The 14,671-nt window shown below is 72.0% G+C and carries 13 protein-coding genes and 2 pseudogenes; 4 read left to right on the forward strand and 11 right to left on the reverse strand.

What is annotated here, in order from left to right; all coding sequences use genetic code 11:
- Positions 1-86: 86 nt before the first annotated feature.
- Positions 87-1,292 (reverse strand): glycoside hydrolase domain-containing protein, encoded by a 1,206-nt coding sequence (locus AAFF41_RS15040; RefSeq protein WP_319752474.1) that lies wholly within the window; start codon positions 1,290-1,292, stop codon positions 87-89.
- A gap of 124 nt (positions 1,293-1,416) precedes the next feature.
- Between AAFF41_RS15040 and AAFF41_RS51580 the strand changes: the two genes are divergently transcribed.
- Both AAFF41_RS51580 and AAFF41_RS15045 read left to right on the forward strand, forming a co-directional pair.
- Positions 1,417-1,473 carry a trp operon leader peptide gene (locus tag AAFF41_RS51580; protein ID WP_071528813.1) on the forward strand — a complete coding sequence of 19 codons (57 nt, stop codon included), beginning with the start codon at positions 1,417-1,419 and terminating at the stop codon, positions 1,471-1,473.
- A gap of 120 nt (positions 1,474-1,593) precedes the next feature.
- Complete coding sequence (locus AAFF41_RS15045) at positions 1,594-3,474, forward strand: anthranilate synthase family protein (protein ID WP_343324072.1); 1,881 nt, start codon at positions 1,594-1,596, stop codon at positions 3,472-3,474.
- A gap of 336 nt (positions 3,475-3,810) precedes the next feature.
- Here the strand turns inward: AAFF41_RS15045 and AAFF41_RS15050 are convergent, their stop codons facing one another.
- The 4 genes from AAFF41_RS15050 to AAFF41_RS15065 all read right to left on the reverse strand — a co-directional run bounded on the left by AAFF41_RS15050 (position 3,811) and on the right by AAFF41_RS15065 (position 7,736).
- A complete protein-coding gene (locus tag AAFF41_RS15050) occupies positions 3,811-4,839 on the reverse strand; it encodes a 6-phosphofructokinase (protein WP_319752476.1) in 1,029 nt (342 codons plus the stop codon).
- 167 nt (positions 4,840-5,006) lie between these two features.
- Positions 5,007-5,654 (reverse strand): response regulator, encoded by a 648-nt coding sequence (locus AAFF41_RS15055; protein ID WP_388406078.1) that lies wholly within the window; start codon positions 5,652-5,654, stop codon positions 5,007-5,009.
- A 41-nt stretch (positions 5,655-5,695) separates the two neighbouring features.
- Positions 5,696-6,931 carry a MacS family sensor histidine kinase gene (gene macS, locus AAFF41_RS15060; RefSeq protein WP_319752478.1) on the reverse strand — a complete coding sequence of 412 codons (1,236 nt, stop codon included), beginning with the start codon at positions 6,929-6,931 and terminating at the stop codon, positions 5,696-5,698.
- A 34-nt stretch (positions 6,932-6,965) separates the two neighbouring features.
- Entirely contained in the window at positions 6,966-7,736 is a 771-nt protein-coding gene (locus AAFF41_RS15065; protein ID WP_319752479.1) for a lysophospholipid acyltransferase family protein, read from the reverse strand.
- A gap of 154 nt (positions 7,737-7,890) precedes the next feature.
- Between AAFF41_RS15065 and AAFF41_RS15070 the strand changes: the two genes are divergently transcribed.
- Both AAFF41_RS15070 and AAFF41_RS15075 read left to right on the forward strand, forming a co-directional pair.
- Entirely contained in the window at positions 7,891-8,700 is an 810-nt protein-coding gene (locus AAFF41_RS15070; protein WP_319752480.1) for an alpha/beta hydrolase, read from the forward strand.
- Positions 8,693-9,378, forward strand: a pseudogene (locus AAFF41_RS15075) (hypothetical protein). The gene AAFF41_RS15070 and the pseudogene AAFF41_RS15075 overlap by 8 nt, the downstream one beginning before the upstream one ends.
- 9 nt (positions 9,379-9,387) lie before the next feature.
- On the opposite strand, the gene AAFF41_RS15080 reads toward AAFF41_RS15075, so the two are convergent.
- The 6 genes and pseudogenes from AAFF41_RS15080 to AAFF41_RS15105 all read right to left on the reverse strand — a co-directional run bounded on the left by AAFF41_RS15080 (position 9,388) and on the right by AAFF41_RS15105 (position 14,651).
- The gene (locus AAFF41_RS15080) at positions 9,388-10,140 is read right to left on the reverse strand and encodes an endonuclease/exonuclease/phosphatase family protein (RefSeq protein WP_319752482.1); all 753 of its coding nucleotides are present in this window, start codon (positions 10,138-10,140) and stop codon (positions 9,388-9,390) included.
- Positions 10,141-10,360: 220 nt separating this feature from the next.
- Positions 10,361-11,314: an ROK family glucokinase gene (locus AAFF41_RS15085; protein WP_054231531.1), complete on the reverse strand. Its 954-nt coding sequence runs from the start codon at positions 11,312-11,314 to the stop codon at positions 10,361-10,363.
- A 134-nt stretch (positions 11,315-11,448) separates the two neighbouring features.
- Positions 11,449-11,835, reverse strand: a pseudogene (locus AAFF41_RS15090) (DUF5304 domain-containing protein); the annotation flags it as partial.
- Positions 11,836-11,892: 57 nt separating this feature from the next.
- The gene (locus AAFF41_RS15095) at positions 11,893-13,062 is read right to left on the reverse strand and encodes an ArsA family ATPase (protein WP_319752484.1); all 1,170 of its coding nucleotides are present in this window, start codon (positions 13,060-13,062) and stop codon (positions 11,893-11,895) included.
- Positions 13,063-13,299: 237 nt separating this feature from the next.
- Entirely contained in the window at positions 13,300-13,746 is a 447-nt protein-coding gene (locus tag AAFF41_RS15100) for an SRPBCC family protein (protein WP_054231534.1), read from the reverse strand.
- Positions 13,747-13,853: 107 nt separating this feature from the next.
- Complete coding sequence (locus AAFF41_RS15105) at positions 13,854-14,651, reverse strand: metallophosphoesterase family protein (protein WP_319752485.1); 798 nt, start codon at positions 14,649-14,651, stop codon at positions 13,854-13,856.
- Positions 14,652-14,671 lie beyond the last annotated feature (20 nt).

Below are 14,671 nucleotides of genomic sequence, written 5' to 3' on the forward strand. Positions count from 1 at the left end.
GAGACGGCCCGCGCTCGATCGGGACGCGCTCCGGGCGGCCGCACGGCAGGCCCCGCGGCCGCCCGGAGCGGGCGGGTGGCCGGGCGTTAGCCCACGTCGAGCCGGTCGCGGTCGATGGAGATCGTCACGCCGCCGTGCGTCTCGGTCGTGTCGCCCACGTACTGGTGGATGCGCTGGTGGTCGGCCCACAGGTTCGCGGGGATCGTCGGGTCGGTGGTCGTCGACTTGCCGTTCCAGCGGGCGAAGTGGAGCACGTCGGGCAGGGTGGCGCGGCTCTTGTGGGCGACCAGGTCGGTGACCAGGGACGAGGTGTTGCCGTAGACGCCGGAGCGGTAGCCCAGTGCGTGCAGGCGCTTGGTGTAGGCGTCGAGGTACGACAGCACCCGGCTGGTGACGGTGGAGCCGGGGGTGTAGTTCTCCAGGTCGTCGTAGATCACCGTGCCCTTGGCGAAGCCCAGCGTGGTGGCCTGCTCGACGGCGTCGTCGGCGGCCTCGGTGCCCTGCGGCACGGGGTCGGTGATCGCCTCGCAGCCGCCTTTGCAGCTGCCCCCGTCGGAAGTGGGCTGGCGGCCGACGTACAGCGGGAAGAACCGCCAGCCGTTCGCGTACTGCGTCCGCAGCCAGCCGGCGGTGAGCCTGCTCTGGGCGCAGGCACGGTTGACCCCGCCGATGTAGACGCCGACGGCCCCGTAGTCGGAGTCGTCCCGCCAGGCGTCCATCGCCGTCTGGCCCGGCGCGGTGCAGGCGTCGAAGCCCTCGCCGCGGAAGGACGTCGCGTCGGCGGGCAGCGGTGCCGCCGCGGGCGCGCCGGCGGTCACGTCGGTCCCCGCGGCGGCGTCCGGCAGACCGGCGTCGCGCAGGATGTCCTGGATCCTCGTACGGTCCTTCGCGTACGCGGCGGTCACGGCGATCCGGTCGGCGGTGACCCGGAACGTGCCGGCCGTGCGGTTCTCGCTGGCGGTGCGGCCCTTGACGACGGACGGCTGGATCAGGAACGCCTCGGTGCGTCCCCTCGCCCCCGCCGGACACCGCTGCTGGTCGCCGGGCGTGCCGAGGTACACGGCGTGCCGGTCGAAGCGGACACAGACGTCCGGATGTTTCTCCAGGTCCACGATCGGCCAGGAGGCGGGGACGGTGAACTCGTGGCCGCGGTAGGTGACCTTGACGGTGTCGTCGGTCCCGGTGGCGCGTGCGGTGCCGAGCGGGCCGGCGGCGAGGGCCGCGGCGGCGGCGCACACGGTGAGCGTTCGGACGCCGCCACGGCGGGGCCGGGGTGAACGGGCTGCGTACATGGTTGTCTCCTCGGTCGGGCTTCCTGGGCCATGCCATCCATGGCCGGTGACCGAGCAGTAGGAACGCAGGGCGCGGACGGTTCACGCTGTTGCCCGCCCCCTGACGTCGGGTAAGGTGCGGCGCATGTTCGCGCACTCGACCCAGAACTGGTGGTGGACCGCTCATCCGGCGGCCCACTGACTGCGCGTACGCAAGACTTCGCGAAGGCCGCCCGAGGGGCGGCCTTCGGTGTTTGCGGACACGGGCCGTTCCTCTCCGAGTTTTCGGGAATCCGAGAATCCGAGTGAAGGAACAGGACCGATGCACCTGCTCGACCTGCTGGACGATCCCCGTCCGTTCGCCCTGCTGCGGCGCCGCGCCCCCGGTCACGATCACGACACCGTCGAGCTGCTGCTCGGACCGGTCAGCACCTGCGACCGCCTCGCCGACCTCCCCGACGAGGGACTCGCGCTCGTCCCCTTCCGCCAGATCAGGGAGCGCGGCTTCGACGTCCGCGACGACGGCACGCCGCTCACGGTGCTGACCCCCGAGGAGACACACGTCCTGCCGCTGGAGCGGGCGCTGGCGGAGCTGCCGACGCACGGGGTGCGTGTCACGGGCGGGGGCTTCGACGTCGACGACGAGGAGTACGCCGGGATCGTCGGGCGCGTGCTGGAGGAGGAGATCGGGCGCGGCGAGGGCGCGAACTTCGTGATCCGGCGTACGTACGAGGGCGCGATCCCGGGGTTCGGGCGGCCCGACGCGCTGGCCCTGTTCCGGCGGCTGCTGGTCGGCGAGCGGGGCGCGTACTGGACGTTCGTCGTGCACACCGGGGAGCGCACGCTGGTGGGCGCGAGCCCCGAGGTGCACGTGCGGATGTCGGGCGGGACCGTCGTGATGAACCCGATCAGCGGCACGTACCGCTATCCGGCCGAGGGGCCCTGCGCGGACGACCTGCTCGGTTTCCTCGCCGACGGCAAGGAGATCGAGGAGCTCTCGATGGTCGTCGACGAGGAGCTCAAGATGATGTGCACGGTCGGAGACATGGGCGGCGTGGTGATCGGCCCGCGGCTCAAGGAGATGGCCCACCTCGCGCACACCGAGTACGAGCTGCGGGGCCGGTCCTCGCTGGATGTGCGCGAGGTCCTGAAGGAGACCATGTTCGCGGCGACCGTCACGGGGTCGCCGGTGCAGAACGCGTGCCGGGTGATCGAGCGGCACGAGGTCGGCGGGCGGGGCTACTACGCGGGGGCGCTGGCCCTCATCGGCCGCGATGCGGGCGGTGCCCAGACCCTCGACTCGCCCATCCTCATCCGGACCGCCGACATCGACGCGGACGGGCGGCTGCGGGTGCCGGTCGGCGCCACCCTGGTCCGGGGATCGGATCCGGCGGGCGAGGTCGCCGAGACGCACGCGAAGGCGGCGGGGGTACTGGCGGCGCTGGGGGTCGTGGAGGCCGGGGCCCGTGGGGAGGGCGTACGGCCGAGGCTGGCCGACGATCCGCGGGTGCGGGCGGCGCTCGACGGGCGGCGGGCCTCGCTCGCGCCGTTCTGGCTGCGGATGCAGGAGCAGGCGCGTGAGTTGGAGGGCCATGCGCTGGTCGTGGACGCCGAGGACACCTTCACGGCGATGCTCGCGCATGTGCTGCGGTCCTCGGGGCTCGAGGTGACCGTGCGGCGCTACGACGAGCCGGGGCTGCGGGAGGCGGTGCGGGCGCACGAAGGGCCGTTGGTCCTGGGCCCCGGCCCGGGCGACCCCTCGGACCTGGACGATCCCAAGATGCGGTTCCTGCGGGAGCTCACCGCCGAGGTGGTCGAGGGGCACGGGCACGGCGTGCTGGGCGTCTGTCTCGGGCACGAGCTGATCGCGGCGGAGCTGGGCCTGGAGATCGTACGCAAGGAGGTCCCGTACCAGGGCGCGCAGACGGGGATCGATCTCTTCGGGCGGGCCGAGACCGTCGGTTTCTACAACAGCTTCGTGGCGCACTGCGACGAGGAGACGGCGGCCGAGCTGTCGGCCCACGGCATCGAGGTCAGTCGCACCGAGAGCGGTGAGGTGCACGCGCTGCGCGGGCCGAGGTTCGCGGGTGTGCAGTTCCACCCGGAGTCGGTGCTGACGCTGAACGGGACGGTCGTCGTGCGGGAGTTGGTCGGTCGGCTGCGGGGCGCCGGCGCGCTGTCGGAGCGGCGGCCCTCCGTGTAGGGCCTGTCCGGTCGATCAAGTCGCAGAAAAGCGGCGGGGCCTCGGCAGTGCCGGTGAGCGGGGTCCGGTGCGCGCAGCTGCCAGGCGGAGGAGGGAAGCGACGCGAGGGGGGTCCCCCTGTTCGAGCGAAGCCGAGAACTTGGGGGAGTCGTTGACCGACGACAACGCCGCCGGGAGCACCCCCTGCTCGAAGAGCTGGGAGGAGTGCGTGCCAGACTCCGCGCCTGCGGCATGATCGGCCGGACAGGCTCTGGTCGTGGCAGCCGTGGTCGAGACGCCGGCCGCACGGGTGTCGGGAGGCCCGTGCGGCCGACGGGATCGCGGGGAGGGGGCGCGTCAGCCGAAGAAGACCCCGACCTCCTCGTACAGCTTCGGGTCGACCGTCTTGAGCTTGGCCGTGGCGTCCGCGATCGGGACCCGGACGATGTCCGTGCCGCGCAGGGCGACCATCTTGCCGAAGTCTCCGTCGCGGACGGCCTCGATGGCGTGCAGTCCGAAGCGGGTGGCGAGCCAGCGGTCGAAGGCGCTGGGGGTGCCGCCGCGCTGGATGTGCCCGAGGACCGTGGTGCGGGCCTCCTTGCCGGTGCGCTTCTCGATCTCCTTGGCCAGCCACTCGCCGACCCCGGAGAGGCGTACGTGGCCGAAGGAGTCGAGGGACTCGTCCTTCAGGACCATCTGGCCGTCCTTGGGCATCGCGCCCTCGGCGACGACCACGATCGGCGCGTACGAGGCCTTGAAGCGCGAGGTCACGTAGGCGCACACCTGGTCGACGTCGAAGCGCTGTTCGGGGATGAGGATGACGTTGGCGCCGCCGGCGAGGCCCGAGTGGATGGCGATCCAGCCCGCGTGACGGCCCATCACCTCGCAGACGAGGACGCGCATGTGCGACTCGGCGGTGGTGTGCAGGCGGTCGATCGCCTCGGTGGCGATGCCGACGGCGGTGTCGAACCCGAAGGTGTAGTCGGTGGCGGACAGGTCGTTGTCGATGGTCTTCGGTACGCCGACGACGGGCACGCCGTACTCGTCGGTGAGGCGCGCGGCGACGCCGAGCGTGTCCTCGCCGCCGATCGCGATGAGCGCCTCGACCTCCTGCTTGGCGAGGTTCTCCTTGATGCGGCGGATGCCGCTCTCCTGCTTGAGCGGGTTCGTCCGCGAGGAGCCGAGGATGGTGCCGCCGCGCGGCAGGATGCCGCGCACGGCGGGGATGTCCAGCCGGACGGTGTCGTTCTCGAGAGGTCCGCGCCAGCCGTCCCGGAAGCCGACGAAGTCGTATCCGTACTCCTGTACGCCCTTGCGGACGATGCCCCGGATGACGGCGTTGAGTCCGGGGCAGTCGCCGCCTCCGGTCAGTACTCCGACCCGCATGGAAAAGTCCCTTCGCCGCGATTGCCTGAGGGGACTCACGCTAATAGTGATCCAGGTCACTTCGTCATGGGGCGGAGGGTCAATTCCGGTGAATTGTGCGGGTGTTGATCACTCGCCTTCACTCGATGGTGGGTCAACCAGGGTTTACGCCACCCACTCGTCAGGGTCTACGCCTCGTCGAGACCGCGCTCTATGGCATAGCGCACCAGCTCGACCCGGTTGTGGAGTTGGAGCTTGCCCAGGGTGTTCTGCACATGGTTCTGGACCGTGCGGTGGGAGATGACCAGGCGCTCGGCGATCTGCTTGTAGCTCAGGCCCTTGGCCACCAGGCGCAACACCTCGGTCTCGCGGTCGGTGAGCTGCGGGGCCTTGGGCTCGTCGGCGCCCGCGGCGGGGACGGGCTCGGAAGCCAGCCGGCGGTACTCGCCGAGGACCAGGCCCGCGAGGCCCGGCGTGAACACCGGGTCGCCGACGGCCGTACGGCGCACCGCGTCGATCAGCTCCTCCGTGGACGCCGACTTCAGCAGATAGCCGGTGGCGCCGGACTTCACCGCCTCCAGGACGTCCGCGTGCTCGCCGCTGGCCGACAGGACGAGGACGCGCAGCGCCGGGTTGCTGCCGACCAGTTCCTTGCAGACCTGGACGCCGGGCTTGGCGGGCAGGTTCAGGTCGAGCACCAGGACGTCGGGCGCGGCGGCCCGGGCACGGCGCACCGCCTGCTCACCGTCGCTCGCGGTGGCGACCACGGCGAAACCGGACGCGTCCAGGTCGCGGGCGACCGCGTCGCGCCACATGGGGTGGTCGTCCACCACCATGACCTTGATCGGCCCCTGCCTCACCACGTCGGTGACCTCCGTCATCGCTGCTCCGCCTTCCCCCGTGAAACCCTGGAAACCTTCGGTACCTTCAGCTCGACCTCCGTGCCCTGGCCGGGCACCGAGATCAGTTCGGCCGCGCCGCCGAGGTCGCGCAGCCGGCCCCTGATCGACAGGGCCACACCGAGCCGCCCCTCCCCCTCGGCCTGGGCGAGCCGCCCCGCCGGGATGCCCGGGCCCTCGTCGCGTACGGTCACGATCACCTCGTGCGGCTCGTCCTCGACGAGGATCCAGGCCCGGGCGTCCTCTCCGACGTGCCCCCGGACATTGTCCAGCGCGGCACCGACAGCGGCGGCCAACTCCCGGGCCGCGGCCGGGGGCAGAGGAACCGGGGCGCCCGGCTCCGAGAAGGTCACGCGCGCGCTCGCGTACGGGGCGAGCAGCGTGCGCAGGTCGACAGGGCCCCGGGGGTCCCGGTCCTCGTCCGGTTCCTCGACGGCCCGTACGACCGCGCCGAGCGCGGCGTCCTCGGACACCCGCGAGACGGGCACCAGGCCGCCCGAGACCAGGCTGCGCAGCGCGACCTCCTGCTCGCCGGCCATCCGGCCCAGCTCCGCGGCCTCGCCGCCGAGCGCGGAGGCCCGTCGCTGCACCATGGCGAGGACCTGCAGGACGCCGTCGTGGATGTCACGGGCGAGACGCTCGCGCTCGCGGGTCGCGGCCTCGATCTCCAGTGCGCGGGCGAGGGTGAGCTCGGAGGCGCGGGCGACCTCGACGACGTATCCGATGGCGATGGAGGCGACCCAGACGAGGATCACGTTGTGGACCGTGTCGCGGGTGGGGGCACCGCGCTCGACGAGGTTGGCGGCCGCCACGAGCGTCGAGGCGAAGGCCGCCCAGCGCCAGCCGCCCTTGATGGCGAAGGCCAGGACGGAGCCCGCGGTCCATATCGACGGAAGTGTGGGGCCGCCGGTCACCACGCGGTGGTGGGTGTCCGCGACGGGCGTGAGCATGATGCCGGTGAGCGCGACGGTCAGGTCGACGGCGAGGAAGCGCTTGGTGCAGCTCGCCGCGTTCGCCACCCTGGGCAGAGTGGCGAGCGTCCAGACGAACAGGACCGCGTAGTACCCGATGGCCACCCAGGGATGGGCGAACTTGCGGAACGCGGTGGCGAAGAGCCCGATCGCGTACAGCATCGTCAGCACGCGGTAGGCGGTGAGCGCACGCCACAGCGGCTGCTCGACCGACATCCTCATGACTCTCTCGCGCTTGGCCATGTCCCCCACCCCCACCGTCCCCCGACGCAAGCGTCTAGGTGCCGGCCCGTCCTTCTTCGGTTTCGGCTTCGGCCGCCTTCGCGGCCTCCTTCTGCGCCTGTTCGGCATCCTTGAGCGCCTGCTTCTCGGCCTTCGCCGCGTCCGCGATCTGCCGCTTGGCGGCCGTCGCGTAGATGTCGACGTACTCCTGGCCGGAGAGCTTCATGATCTCGTACATGACCTCGTCGGTCACCGCGCGCAGCACGAAGCGGTCGTGCTCCATGCCGTTGTAGCGGCTGAAGTCGAGCGGCTTGCCGATGCGGATGCCCGGGCGCATCAGCTTGGGCATCACCTTGCCCGGCGGCTGGATCTTCTCGGTGTCGATCATGGCGACCGGGATGACCGGGGCGCCGGTGGCGAGCGCCACGCGCGCGAGGCCGCCCGGCTTGCCGCGGTACAGCCGCCCGTCGGGCGAGCGCGTGCCCTCCGGGTAGATGCCGAACAGCTCACCGCGCTCGATGACGTCGATGCCGCTCTTGACCGCCGCCTCGCCCGCGCCGCGTGCCCCTGAGCGGTCCACCGGGAGCTGGCCGACGCCCTTGAAGAAGGCGGCGGTCATCCGGCCCTTGACGCCGGGCGTCGTGAAGTACTCGGCCTTCGCGATGAAGGTCACCTTGCGGTCGAGGACCGCGGGCAGGAAGAACGAGTCCGAGAACGAGAGATGATTGCTGGCCAGGATGGCGGGGCCCTCGGCGGGAATGTTCTCGAGGCCTTCCACCCAGGGTCTGAAGGCAAGCTTCAGCGGCCCTCCGATGGAAAACTTCATGGCGCCGTAGATCAACCGAATGCCTCCTGTGTCGTCGGTCAGACCTTATCCCGGAGCACTGTCAAAGGCCTCGACGACCCTGGTCGGTGTCAGTGCCGTCGCGTACGGTGAAGTACGCCTCGCATTCCGCCCGTCTGATGAACAGGAGACCGAAGTGCCGGTCCTTCCTGGAGCCGAGCCGTTCCGCCACGAGGGCGGAGAGGTCGGTGTCCTTCTCTGTCACGGCTTCACCGGTTCCCCGCAGTCGCTGCGCCCCTGGGCGGAGTATCTCGCCGAGCGCGGTCTGACCGTCGCGCTGCCCCTGCTGCCCGGGCACGGCACGCGCTGGGAGGACATGCAGCTCACGGGCTGGCAGGACTGGTACGCGGAGGTGGACCGCGAGCTGCGTGGCCTGCGGGAGCGCTGCGCCCAGGTGTTCGTCTTCGGCCTGTCCATGGGCGCCGCGCTGGCCCTGCGGCTCGCCGCGAAGCACGGGGACGAGGTGAGCGGCATCGTCGTCGTCAATCCGGCGAACAAGGTGCACGGGGCGGCGGCCCACGCCCTCCCGGTGCTCCGCCACCTCGTCCGGACGGTGAGCGGCATCACCAGCGACATCGCCAAGGAAGGCGTCGCGGAGGTGGGATACGACCGGGTGCCCCTGCACGCCGCCCACTCCATGCGGAACTTCTACCGGATGGTCGACGGGGAACTGCCCCAGGTCACCCAGCCGATGCTGCTGCTGCACAGCCCTCAGGACCATGTGGTGCCGCCCGTCGACTCGGCCCGGATCCTGAGCCGGGTGTCGTCCACCGACGTGACGGAGATCCTGCTGGAACAGAGCTACCACGTGGCGACGTTGGACCATGACGCGGACCGGATCTTCGAGGAGAGCTACGCGTTCATCGCCCGGCTCGCGCCCAGTGTCGGCAAGCGGTCCGACACGGGCCAGGCGGGTCAGCAGGAAGGGACGGCCACTGGTGGCTGAGCACGACGCGGAGCGCGGCGAGCCCGACGAGAAGGGCGTACCCGTCGGCGAGCCTCTCGGTGACGGGCAGGGGGTGCCGTTCGACGAGGACGCCGCGTGGCAGGCGATCGTGGCGGGGTACGGCGAGGAACCGCCGGACCCGCCCGGCGCGAAGCCGTTCAAGTCGATCGAGCACCTGGCGCTCCTCGACCCGGTGACGAACGACGCCCCGGGCGGCGGGGACGCACCCGAGAGGCCCGAGAAGGGCAAGAAGAACGGGACCGGCGGGACCGTCGGGACGAGCGAGAAGGACGGGACCGGCGACGAGACCGGGAAGCCGCCCGTTGCGGCGAAGCCCCTCGGCGGCTCCGTCTCCTTCGCGCCGGGCGTCGGCGGTCCGCGCGACTACCAGGCGCCCGAGCCCTCCGAGGACGACTTCGACGGGGACGACGAGGGCCACTTCGTCCCCCGGAGCCGCCTCCGCTGCCCACCGCGGACACCACGGCCAAGTTCGCCTGGCTCGCCGTCGTCGGTGGCCCGATCGTGCTCCTGCTGGCCGTCCTGCTCGGCTGGGACATGACGTGGTGGCTCGCCACGGTCGGCATCGGCGGCTTCCTGGGCGGCTTCGCCACCCTCGTGGCGCGCATGAAGCCCGACGACGAGGACGAGGACGATCCCGGGCGGGGCGCGGTGGTCTGACGCGGCCGGTTACGCGGCGGGCACTCTGAGGGCGGCCAGTACGGGCAGATGGTCCGTGGCCGCCCTCAGGTCTGTCTCCGTGACCCCGGGGTGGCCGTACGGGACCCCGCAGCCGAGGACCTCGATGCCGCGGGTGGCGAAGATCGCGTCGATGCGCTGGTGGGGGTCGGTGGGCGTCGAGGTGTACTCCGTGCCCCAGGGGGCGGTGGCCCAGCAGTCCTGGAGGCCGGCGGCGAGGCGGGTGAAGGTGGGGCCGTCGGGGCGTTCGTTCAGGTCGCCGCCGGCGAGGGCGTGCGGGGTGCCGAGGGCTGCGAGGCGGTCGAGGAGCAGGCCGCTCTGCGTGTACCGCTCGTCCTTCTGGAGCGAGAGGTGGCAACTCACCACGCCGAGCCGGGCGGCGCCGAAGCGGACGACGGCGGTGGCGAGGCCGCGGCGGTGCAGGCCGGGGGTGAGGGGCAGCAGGACGTCCTCGGTGCGTTCGACGGTGGCCCGCATCGAGCAGAGGAGCGCGGGGCCCGCGGCGGTCGCGCCGCCGGACAGGATCGTCTGGCCGGACGCGGCCGCGAGCCGGGCCAGCTTCTTGCGCCAGCGGAAGAAGCGGGGGGCTTCCTGGACGAGGACCAGGTCGGGGGCGCAGGCGTGGATGACGCGGGCGAGGGCGGTGGTGTCGTCACGCATCGAGCGGATGTTGTAGCTGAGGACGCGGATGACGGCGGAGCCGTCGGGTTCGGTGTGGGAGCCGGGCAGCGGGGTCGTCGCCATTGGATCAACATACGTGGATGCGCTGCTCGACGGCGCCGGAACGCCGCGGTGGTTCGTTGGCTGCGGGGTGGTGGGGGCTGGGCGCGCCGCGCGGCGGAGCCGCATGATGTCACAGCCCCGCGCCCCTGAGCCCCCGCCGAAAGGGGCACGGTACGACCTCGCCCGCCGTACCCCTGAAGGGCGCGGCGGGCGAGGTGTGCGTACTGCGTGATCAAGTCGGTTACATGATCGGGTCGGGTTCCCGGGCCAGGTCCGCCGCGCCCACGAGGCCGGCTTCGTTGCCGAGCTGGGCGGCGATCACCTCGGCCACCGGACGCCAGTTGCCGCCCACGAGCCAGCGCTTGTACGACTTGCGGATGGGGTCGAGGACCAGCTCGCCCTCGTCCGAGAGGCCGCCGCCGACGATGAAGGCGGAGGGGTCGAAGAGCGAGGCCAGGTCGGCGAGGCCGGCGCCGGCCCAGCGGGCCAGCTCGCGGTAGGAGTCCACCGCCACCGGGTCGCCCTGGCGTGCGGCCACCGAGATGTGCTTGCCCTCGATGCCGTCGGGGGTGCCGTTGCCCAGCGCGAGCAGGATCTCCGCGTTCTCGGGGGTGGCGTTGGCCCGCTGCTTGGCGTAGCGGACGAGGGCGCGCCCGGAGGCGTACTGCTCCCAGCAGCCCTGCGAGCCGCAGCCGCACAGCAGACCGTCCGGCACCATGCGGATGTGGCCGAACTCGGCGGCCACACCGAAGTGCCCGCGGCGCAGCTTGTTGCCGATGATGATGCCGCCGCCCAGGCCCGTGCCCAGGGTGATGCAGATGACGTTCCGGTGGCCCTTGCCCGCGCCGAACTTGTACTCGCCCCACGCCGCCGCGTTCGCGTCGTTCTCGACGACGACGGGCAGCCCCACGCGCGCCTCGACCTCGGCCTTGAGCGGCTCCTGCCGCCAGTCGATGTTGGGCGCGAAGTACACGGTCGAGCGCTGGCGGTTCACGTATCCGGCGGCACCGATGCCCACGCCGACGATGTCGTGACCTGCGCGCGCGCCCTCCACCGCGGCGGCGATGGCGTCCACAATGGCCTGCGGCGTGGTGGGGGTCGGCACCTTGTGCGTCGAGAGGATGTTGCCTTCCTCGTCGACCACACCGGCCGCGATCTTCGTGCCGCCGATATCGACGCCGATGGTGAGTCCCATGAATCCCTCAGTTTCGGTCGAGCCCCGCTACGGCCAACCGTACCCGAGCAGCCTTTAGTCCAAGTCAATCCGCTCCCCGGACCGGTCCCCTCGTCGCGGGGGCCATGCTCCCGGGTGGTCCAGCGTCGTTCCTGGGCCTCGACGGCCGAGCGGTAGGCGGCGAGCAGCTCGTTGCCCGCGGCCGCGAGGTGATCGAAAACATCGGGGTTGCGCTCTATGACCGGCTCGACGGCGGCCTTGGCCTGCTGTACGACCTGGTTGACCATCTGCTGGGCGGTGCCGGAGGCGACCATGCCGAAGAGCGGCGAGTTCAGTCCGGACAGCTTGTCGGCGACCGTGTCGACCAGCTTGCGCAGTTCCTCTGCGGCCGAGCCGGGCGGCGGACCGTACTGGGCGCGGCGGCGGGCCTTCTCCGCCGCGAGGTCCTCGGCGCAGGCCTTCGCCCAGGCGTCGGCGTCGCTCGCGCGCGCTTCGTCGCTCGCCTCCTGAGCGGCGTCGGACGTGGGGCGCTCTTCGCTCATGGCGGACTCCTGCCTGTGGTTCTTCCTTTCGACGGTACCCGAACGGGGGTACGCCGTTCACCGTGTCCGGGGCCACAGATCCGGGTCCGGCGCGAAACGCACCCTGAGTTCCCCCTCGCGCAGGGCGGCGCCTGCCACGGTGCAGCGGCGCAGCGCGGACGGCAGCGGCACGATCCTGCGGAACTGGCCCACGGTGACGACGAGTTCGTCGCCCCGGCGGATCAGGTCCAGTTCCTCGCGTATCGCGCCGGGCAGCGGGATGTGCCAGACGAGGACGCCGTCGTCGGCGAGGTGGTCGAGAACGGGCCACTCGACCGGGACGGGCACCCGGTTGACGCCGGGCACGGGGAGCGCGCCGAGGTCGTCGGTGCCGCGCGGGTCGCGGCCGAGGTGCGGGACCTCGTGGACGGTGTACGTCTCCTGCCACTCGTCCAGCGCCTTGCGCTGCTGGGCGGCGAGGGCGCCCAGCCAGGCGTCCGCGCTCGCGGCGGGCAGTACCCGGTTCGCGACCAGCGCGTCGACGCGCAGCCCGTGCAGGGCGAGGGCGGTGGTGGCGGCGTGCACGGCGTCGGTGCCGGCCGGGCCCGGCTCGGCGACCAGCCGTACGGTCGTGGCGCGGTCCTCGACGACCGCCGCGACGGCGGCCAGCTCGATGTCCCAGCGTGCCGCCGTCTCGTACAGCCACTCGGCGGGCATCGGGACGCCCGCGAGGCGGCCGAGGACGGGGCGCAGGGCGCGGGCCGCCTGGCGCTCCGGCGGGAGCAGTCGGCGCAGGTAGCGGCGGAGCTCCTCCGGGAGGGCGAGGAGGGCGAGTGCCTGTGGGGTCGGCGGGAGGTCCACGACCAGCAGGTCGTACGTCTGCGAGGTCGCCGCGTCGCGCAGGGCGCGCAGCAGGGCGAGTTCCTCGGCGCCGGGCAGGGGGGTGAGTTCCTCGGCGTCCAGGCGGGCGGCGCCGAGCAGGTCCAGGGCGGTGGTCGCGCGGTCCTGGAAGGCGGTGAGGTCCGCACGGAAGCGGGCGTTGGCGTCGGGGCGCCAGGTCGTGAGACGGGGCGCGGTGTCGGTGGGTTCCGCGCCGGTGGGTACGCCGAGGACGGCGCCGAGGGTGTCGGTGCGGTCGGCGGTGAGCAGGAGGGTGCGGGTGCCCTCGCGGGCGGCCTTCAGCGCGGTGGCCGCCGCGACCGTCGTACGGCCCGTGCCGCCCTGGCCTGTGATCAGGATGGTGCGCATGGCATGAACGCTACCTGCGCCGAGCGCCCCCGCCGCCCCCGCCCGTGCCTGGGGGCTCCGCCCCCAGCTCCCCGGTCGGCCTCGTCCTCACACGCCGGACGGGCTGAAACGCGGGCGCGCCCCGTCAGGGGCGCGGGGAACTGGGCGACCAGCCCCCACCAACCCGCGGACAAGACACCTCAGCCCGACGGGATCCGGGGCGATGCCCCGACTTCAGGGGCGACCCTCGGAGCGTGGTCAGCCCGCCTCGCCCGACTCCACTCGCTTCTTCAGACCCGCCAGCGCCCGGTCGATGATGACCTTCTCGGCCTTGCGCTTGATCATGCCCAGCATGGGGATCTTGACGTCGACCGTGAGCCGGTAGGTGACCTCGGTGGCACCGGCGCCCGCGGGCTTGAGGATGTACGAGCCGTCCAGGGAGCGGAGCATCTGGGACTTGACCAGGGTCCAGGAGACCTCGTGGTCGCCGGTCCAGGTGTACCCCAGGGTCTGGTCGTCCTTGATCGCGCCGGCGTCCATGACGAGGCGTACCTGCTCGGCGCGGCCCTGCCCGTCCGTGGCGAGTACCTCCGCCTCCTTCACCTCTCCCGTCCAGTCCGGGTAGCGGGCGAAGTCGGCGATGACCGCCATGACATCAGCCGGTGCCGCCTCGATCGTGATGCTCGAGCTGGTGTGTTCCGCCATCGCGGTGGCTCCTCCAGATGCGGTCCGGTGAGGGAGGGTGGTACGCACGTGTGTGCAGCGTGAAGGCTACCGCGCGCCCGCCGAAGCATCGCCACCCCACCTGGTGTTCACCATTCCAGGACCCACGGGCGGCCCGACGCCGCGAAATGGCCGACGTTCACGCACTCGGTCGTCCCGATCCGCATCCGGCGCGCGAGCGGCTGGTGGACATGGCCGAAGAGGGAGTAACGGGGACGGATGCGGCGGATCGCGCCCAGGAGGGCACGGGAGCCGCGTTCGAAGCGGCGCGCCACCGTGTCGTAGACCAGCTCCGGTACGTCCGGCGGGATGTGCGTGCACAGCACGTCGACCTCGCCGACCGCCTCGATCTTCGCCGCGTACTCCTCGTCGTCGATCTCGTAGGGCGTCCGCATGGGGCTGCGCAGCCCCCCGCCGACGAAGCCGAAGACCCGGCCGCCGATCTCCACCCGCTCACCGTCGAGGACCGTCGTGCCGGGTCCGGCGTACTCCGCCCACAACGGGGGCATGTCGACATTGCCGTAGGTCGCGTACGTCGGTGTCGGGAACGCGGCGAACAGCTCGGCGTACTGCTTGCGCACCGCCTTCTCGATGGCCACGGAATGGTCCATCCCGATCTCGTCCCACAGCCGCCGCCCGAACTCCCGTGCCTCGGCGAAGCGGCGGGCGGTGCGCAGCTCGACGATCCGGTCGGCGTTCTCGGTGCCGAAGAGGTCGGGGAAGATGCCGCGCGCGTGGTCGGCGTAGTCGAGGAAGAGCACCAGGTCACCGAGGCAGAGCAGGGCGTCCGCGCCGTCGCCGGCCCGGGCCAGGTCGCGCGCGTTGCCGTGCACGTCACTGACCACATGAATGCGCGTCCTGCGGTTACCGCCTGGTGTGGGTGCCATGACGATCAAGCGTAGGCGTG

Source organism: Streptomyces mirabilis (assembly GCF_039503195.1).
Taxonomy (GTDB): Bacteria; Actinomycetota; Actinomycetes; order Streptomycetales; family Streptomycetaceae; genus Streptomyces; species Streptomyces mirabilis_D.

Coding starts and splice junctions, on each gene's coding strand:
- AAFF41_RS15040 (WP_319752474.1), bottom strand. CDS start 1,292: ATGTACGCAGCCCGTTCACCCCGGCCCCGCCGTGGCGGCGTCCGAACG.
- AAFF41_RS15045 (WP_343324072.1), top strand. CDS start 1,594: ATGCACCTGCTCGACCTGCTGGACGATCCCCGTCCGTTCGCCCTGCTG.
- AAFF41_RS15050 (WP_319752476.1), bottom strand. CDS start 4,839: ATGCGGGTCGGAGTACTGACCGGAGGCGGCGACTGCCCCGGACTCAAC.
- AAFF41_RS15055 (WP_388406078.1), bottom strand. CDS start 5,654: ATGGTGGTGGACGACCACCCCATGTGGCGCGACGCGGTCGCCCGCGAC.
- macS (WP_319752478.1), bottom strand. CDS start 6,931: ATGGCCAAGCGCGAGAGAGTCATGAGGATGTCGGTCGAGCAGCCGCTG.
- AAFF41_RS15065 (WP_319752479.1), bottom strand. CDS start 7,736: ATGAAGTTTTCCATCGGAGGGCCGCTGAAGCTTGCCTTCAGACCCTGG.
- AAFF41_RS15080 (WP_319752482.1), bottom strand. CDS start 10,140: ATGGCGACGACCCCGCTGCCCGGCTCCCACACCGAACCCGACGGCTCC.
- AAFF41_RS15085 (WP_054231531.1), bottom strand. CDS start 11,314: ATGGGACTCACCATCGGCGTCGATATCGGCGGCACGAAGATCGCGGCC.
- AAFF41_RS15095 (WP_319752484.1), bottom strand. CDS start 13,062: ATGCGCACCATCCTGATCACAGGCCAGGGCGGCACGGGCCGTACGACG.
- AAFF41_RS15100 (WP_054231534.1), bottom strand. CDS start 13,746: ATGGCGGAACACACCAGCTCGAGCATCACGATCGAGGCGGCACCGGCT.
- AAFF41_RS15105 (WP_319752485.1), bottom strand. CDS start 14,651: ATGGCACCCACACCAGGCGGTAACCGCAGGACGCGCATTCATGTGGTC.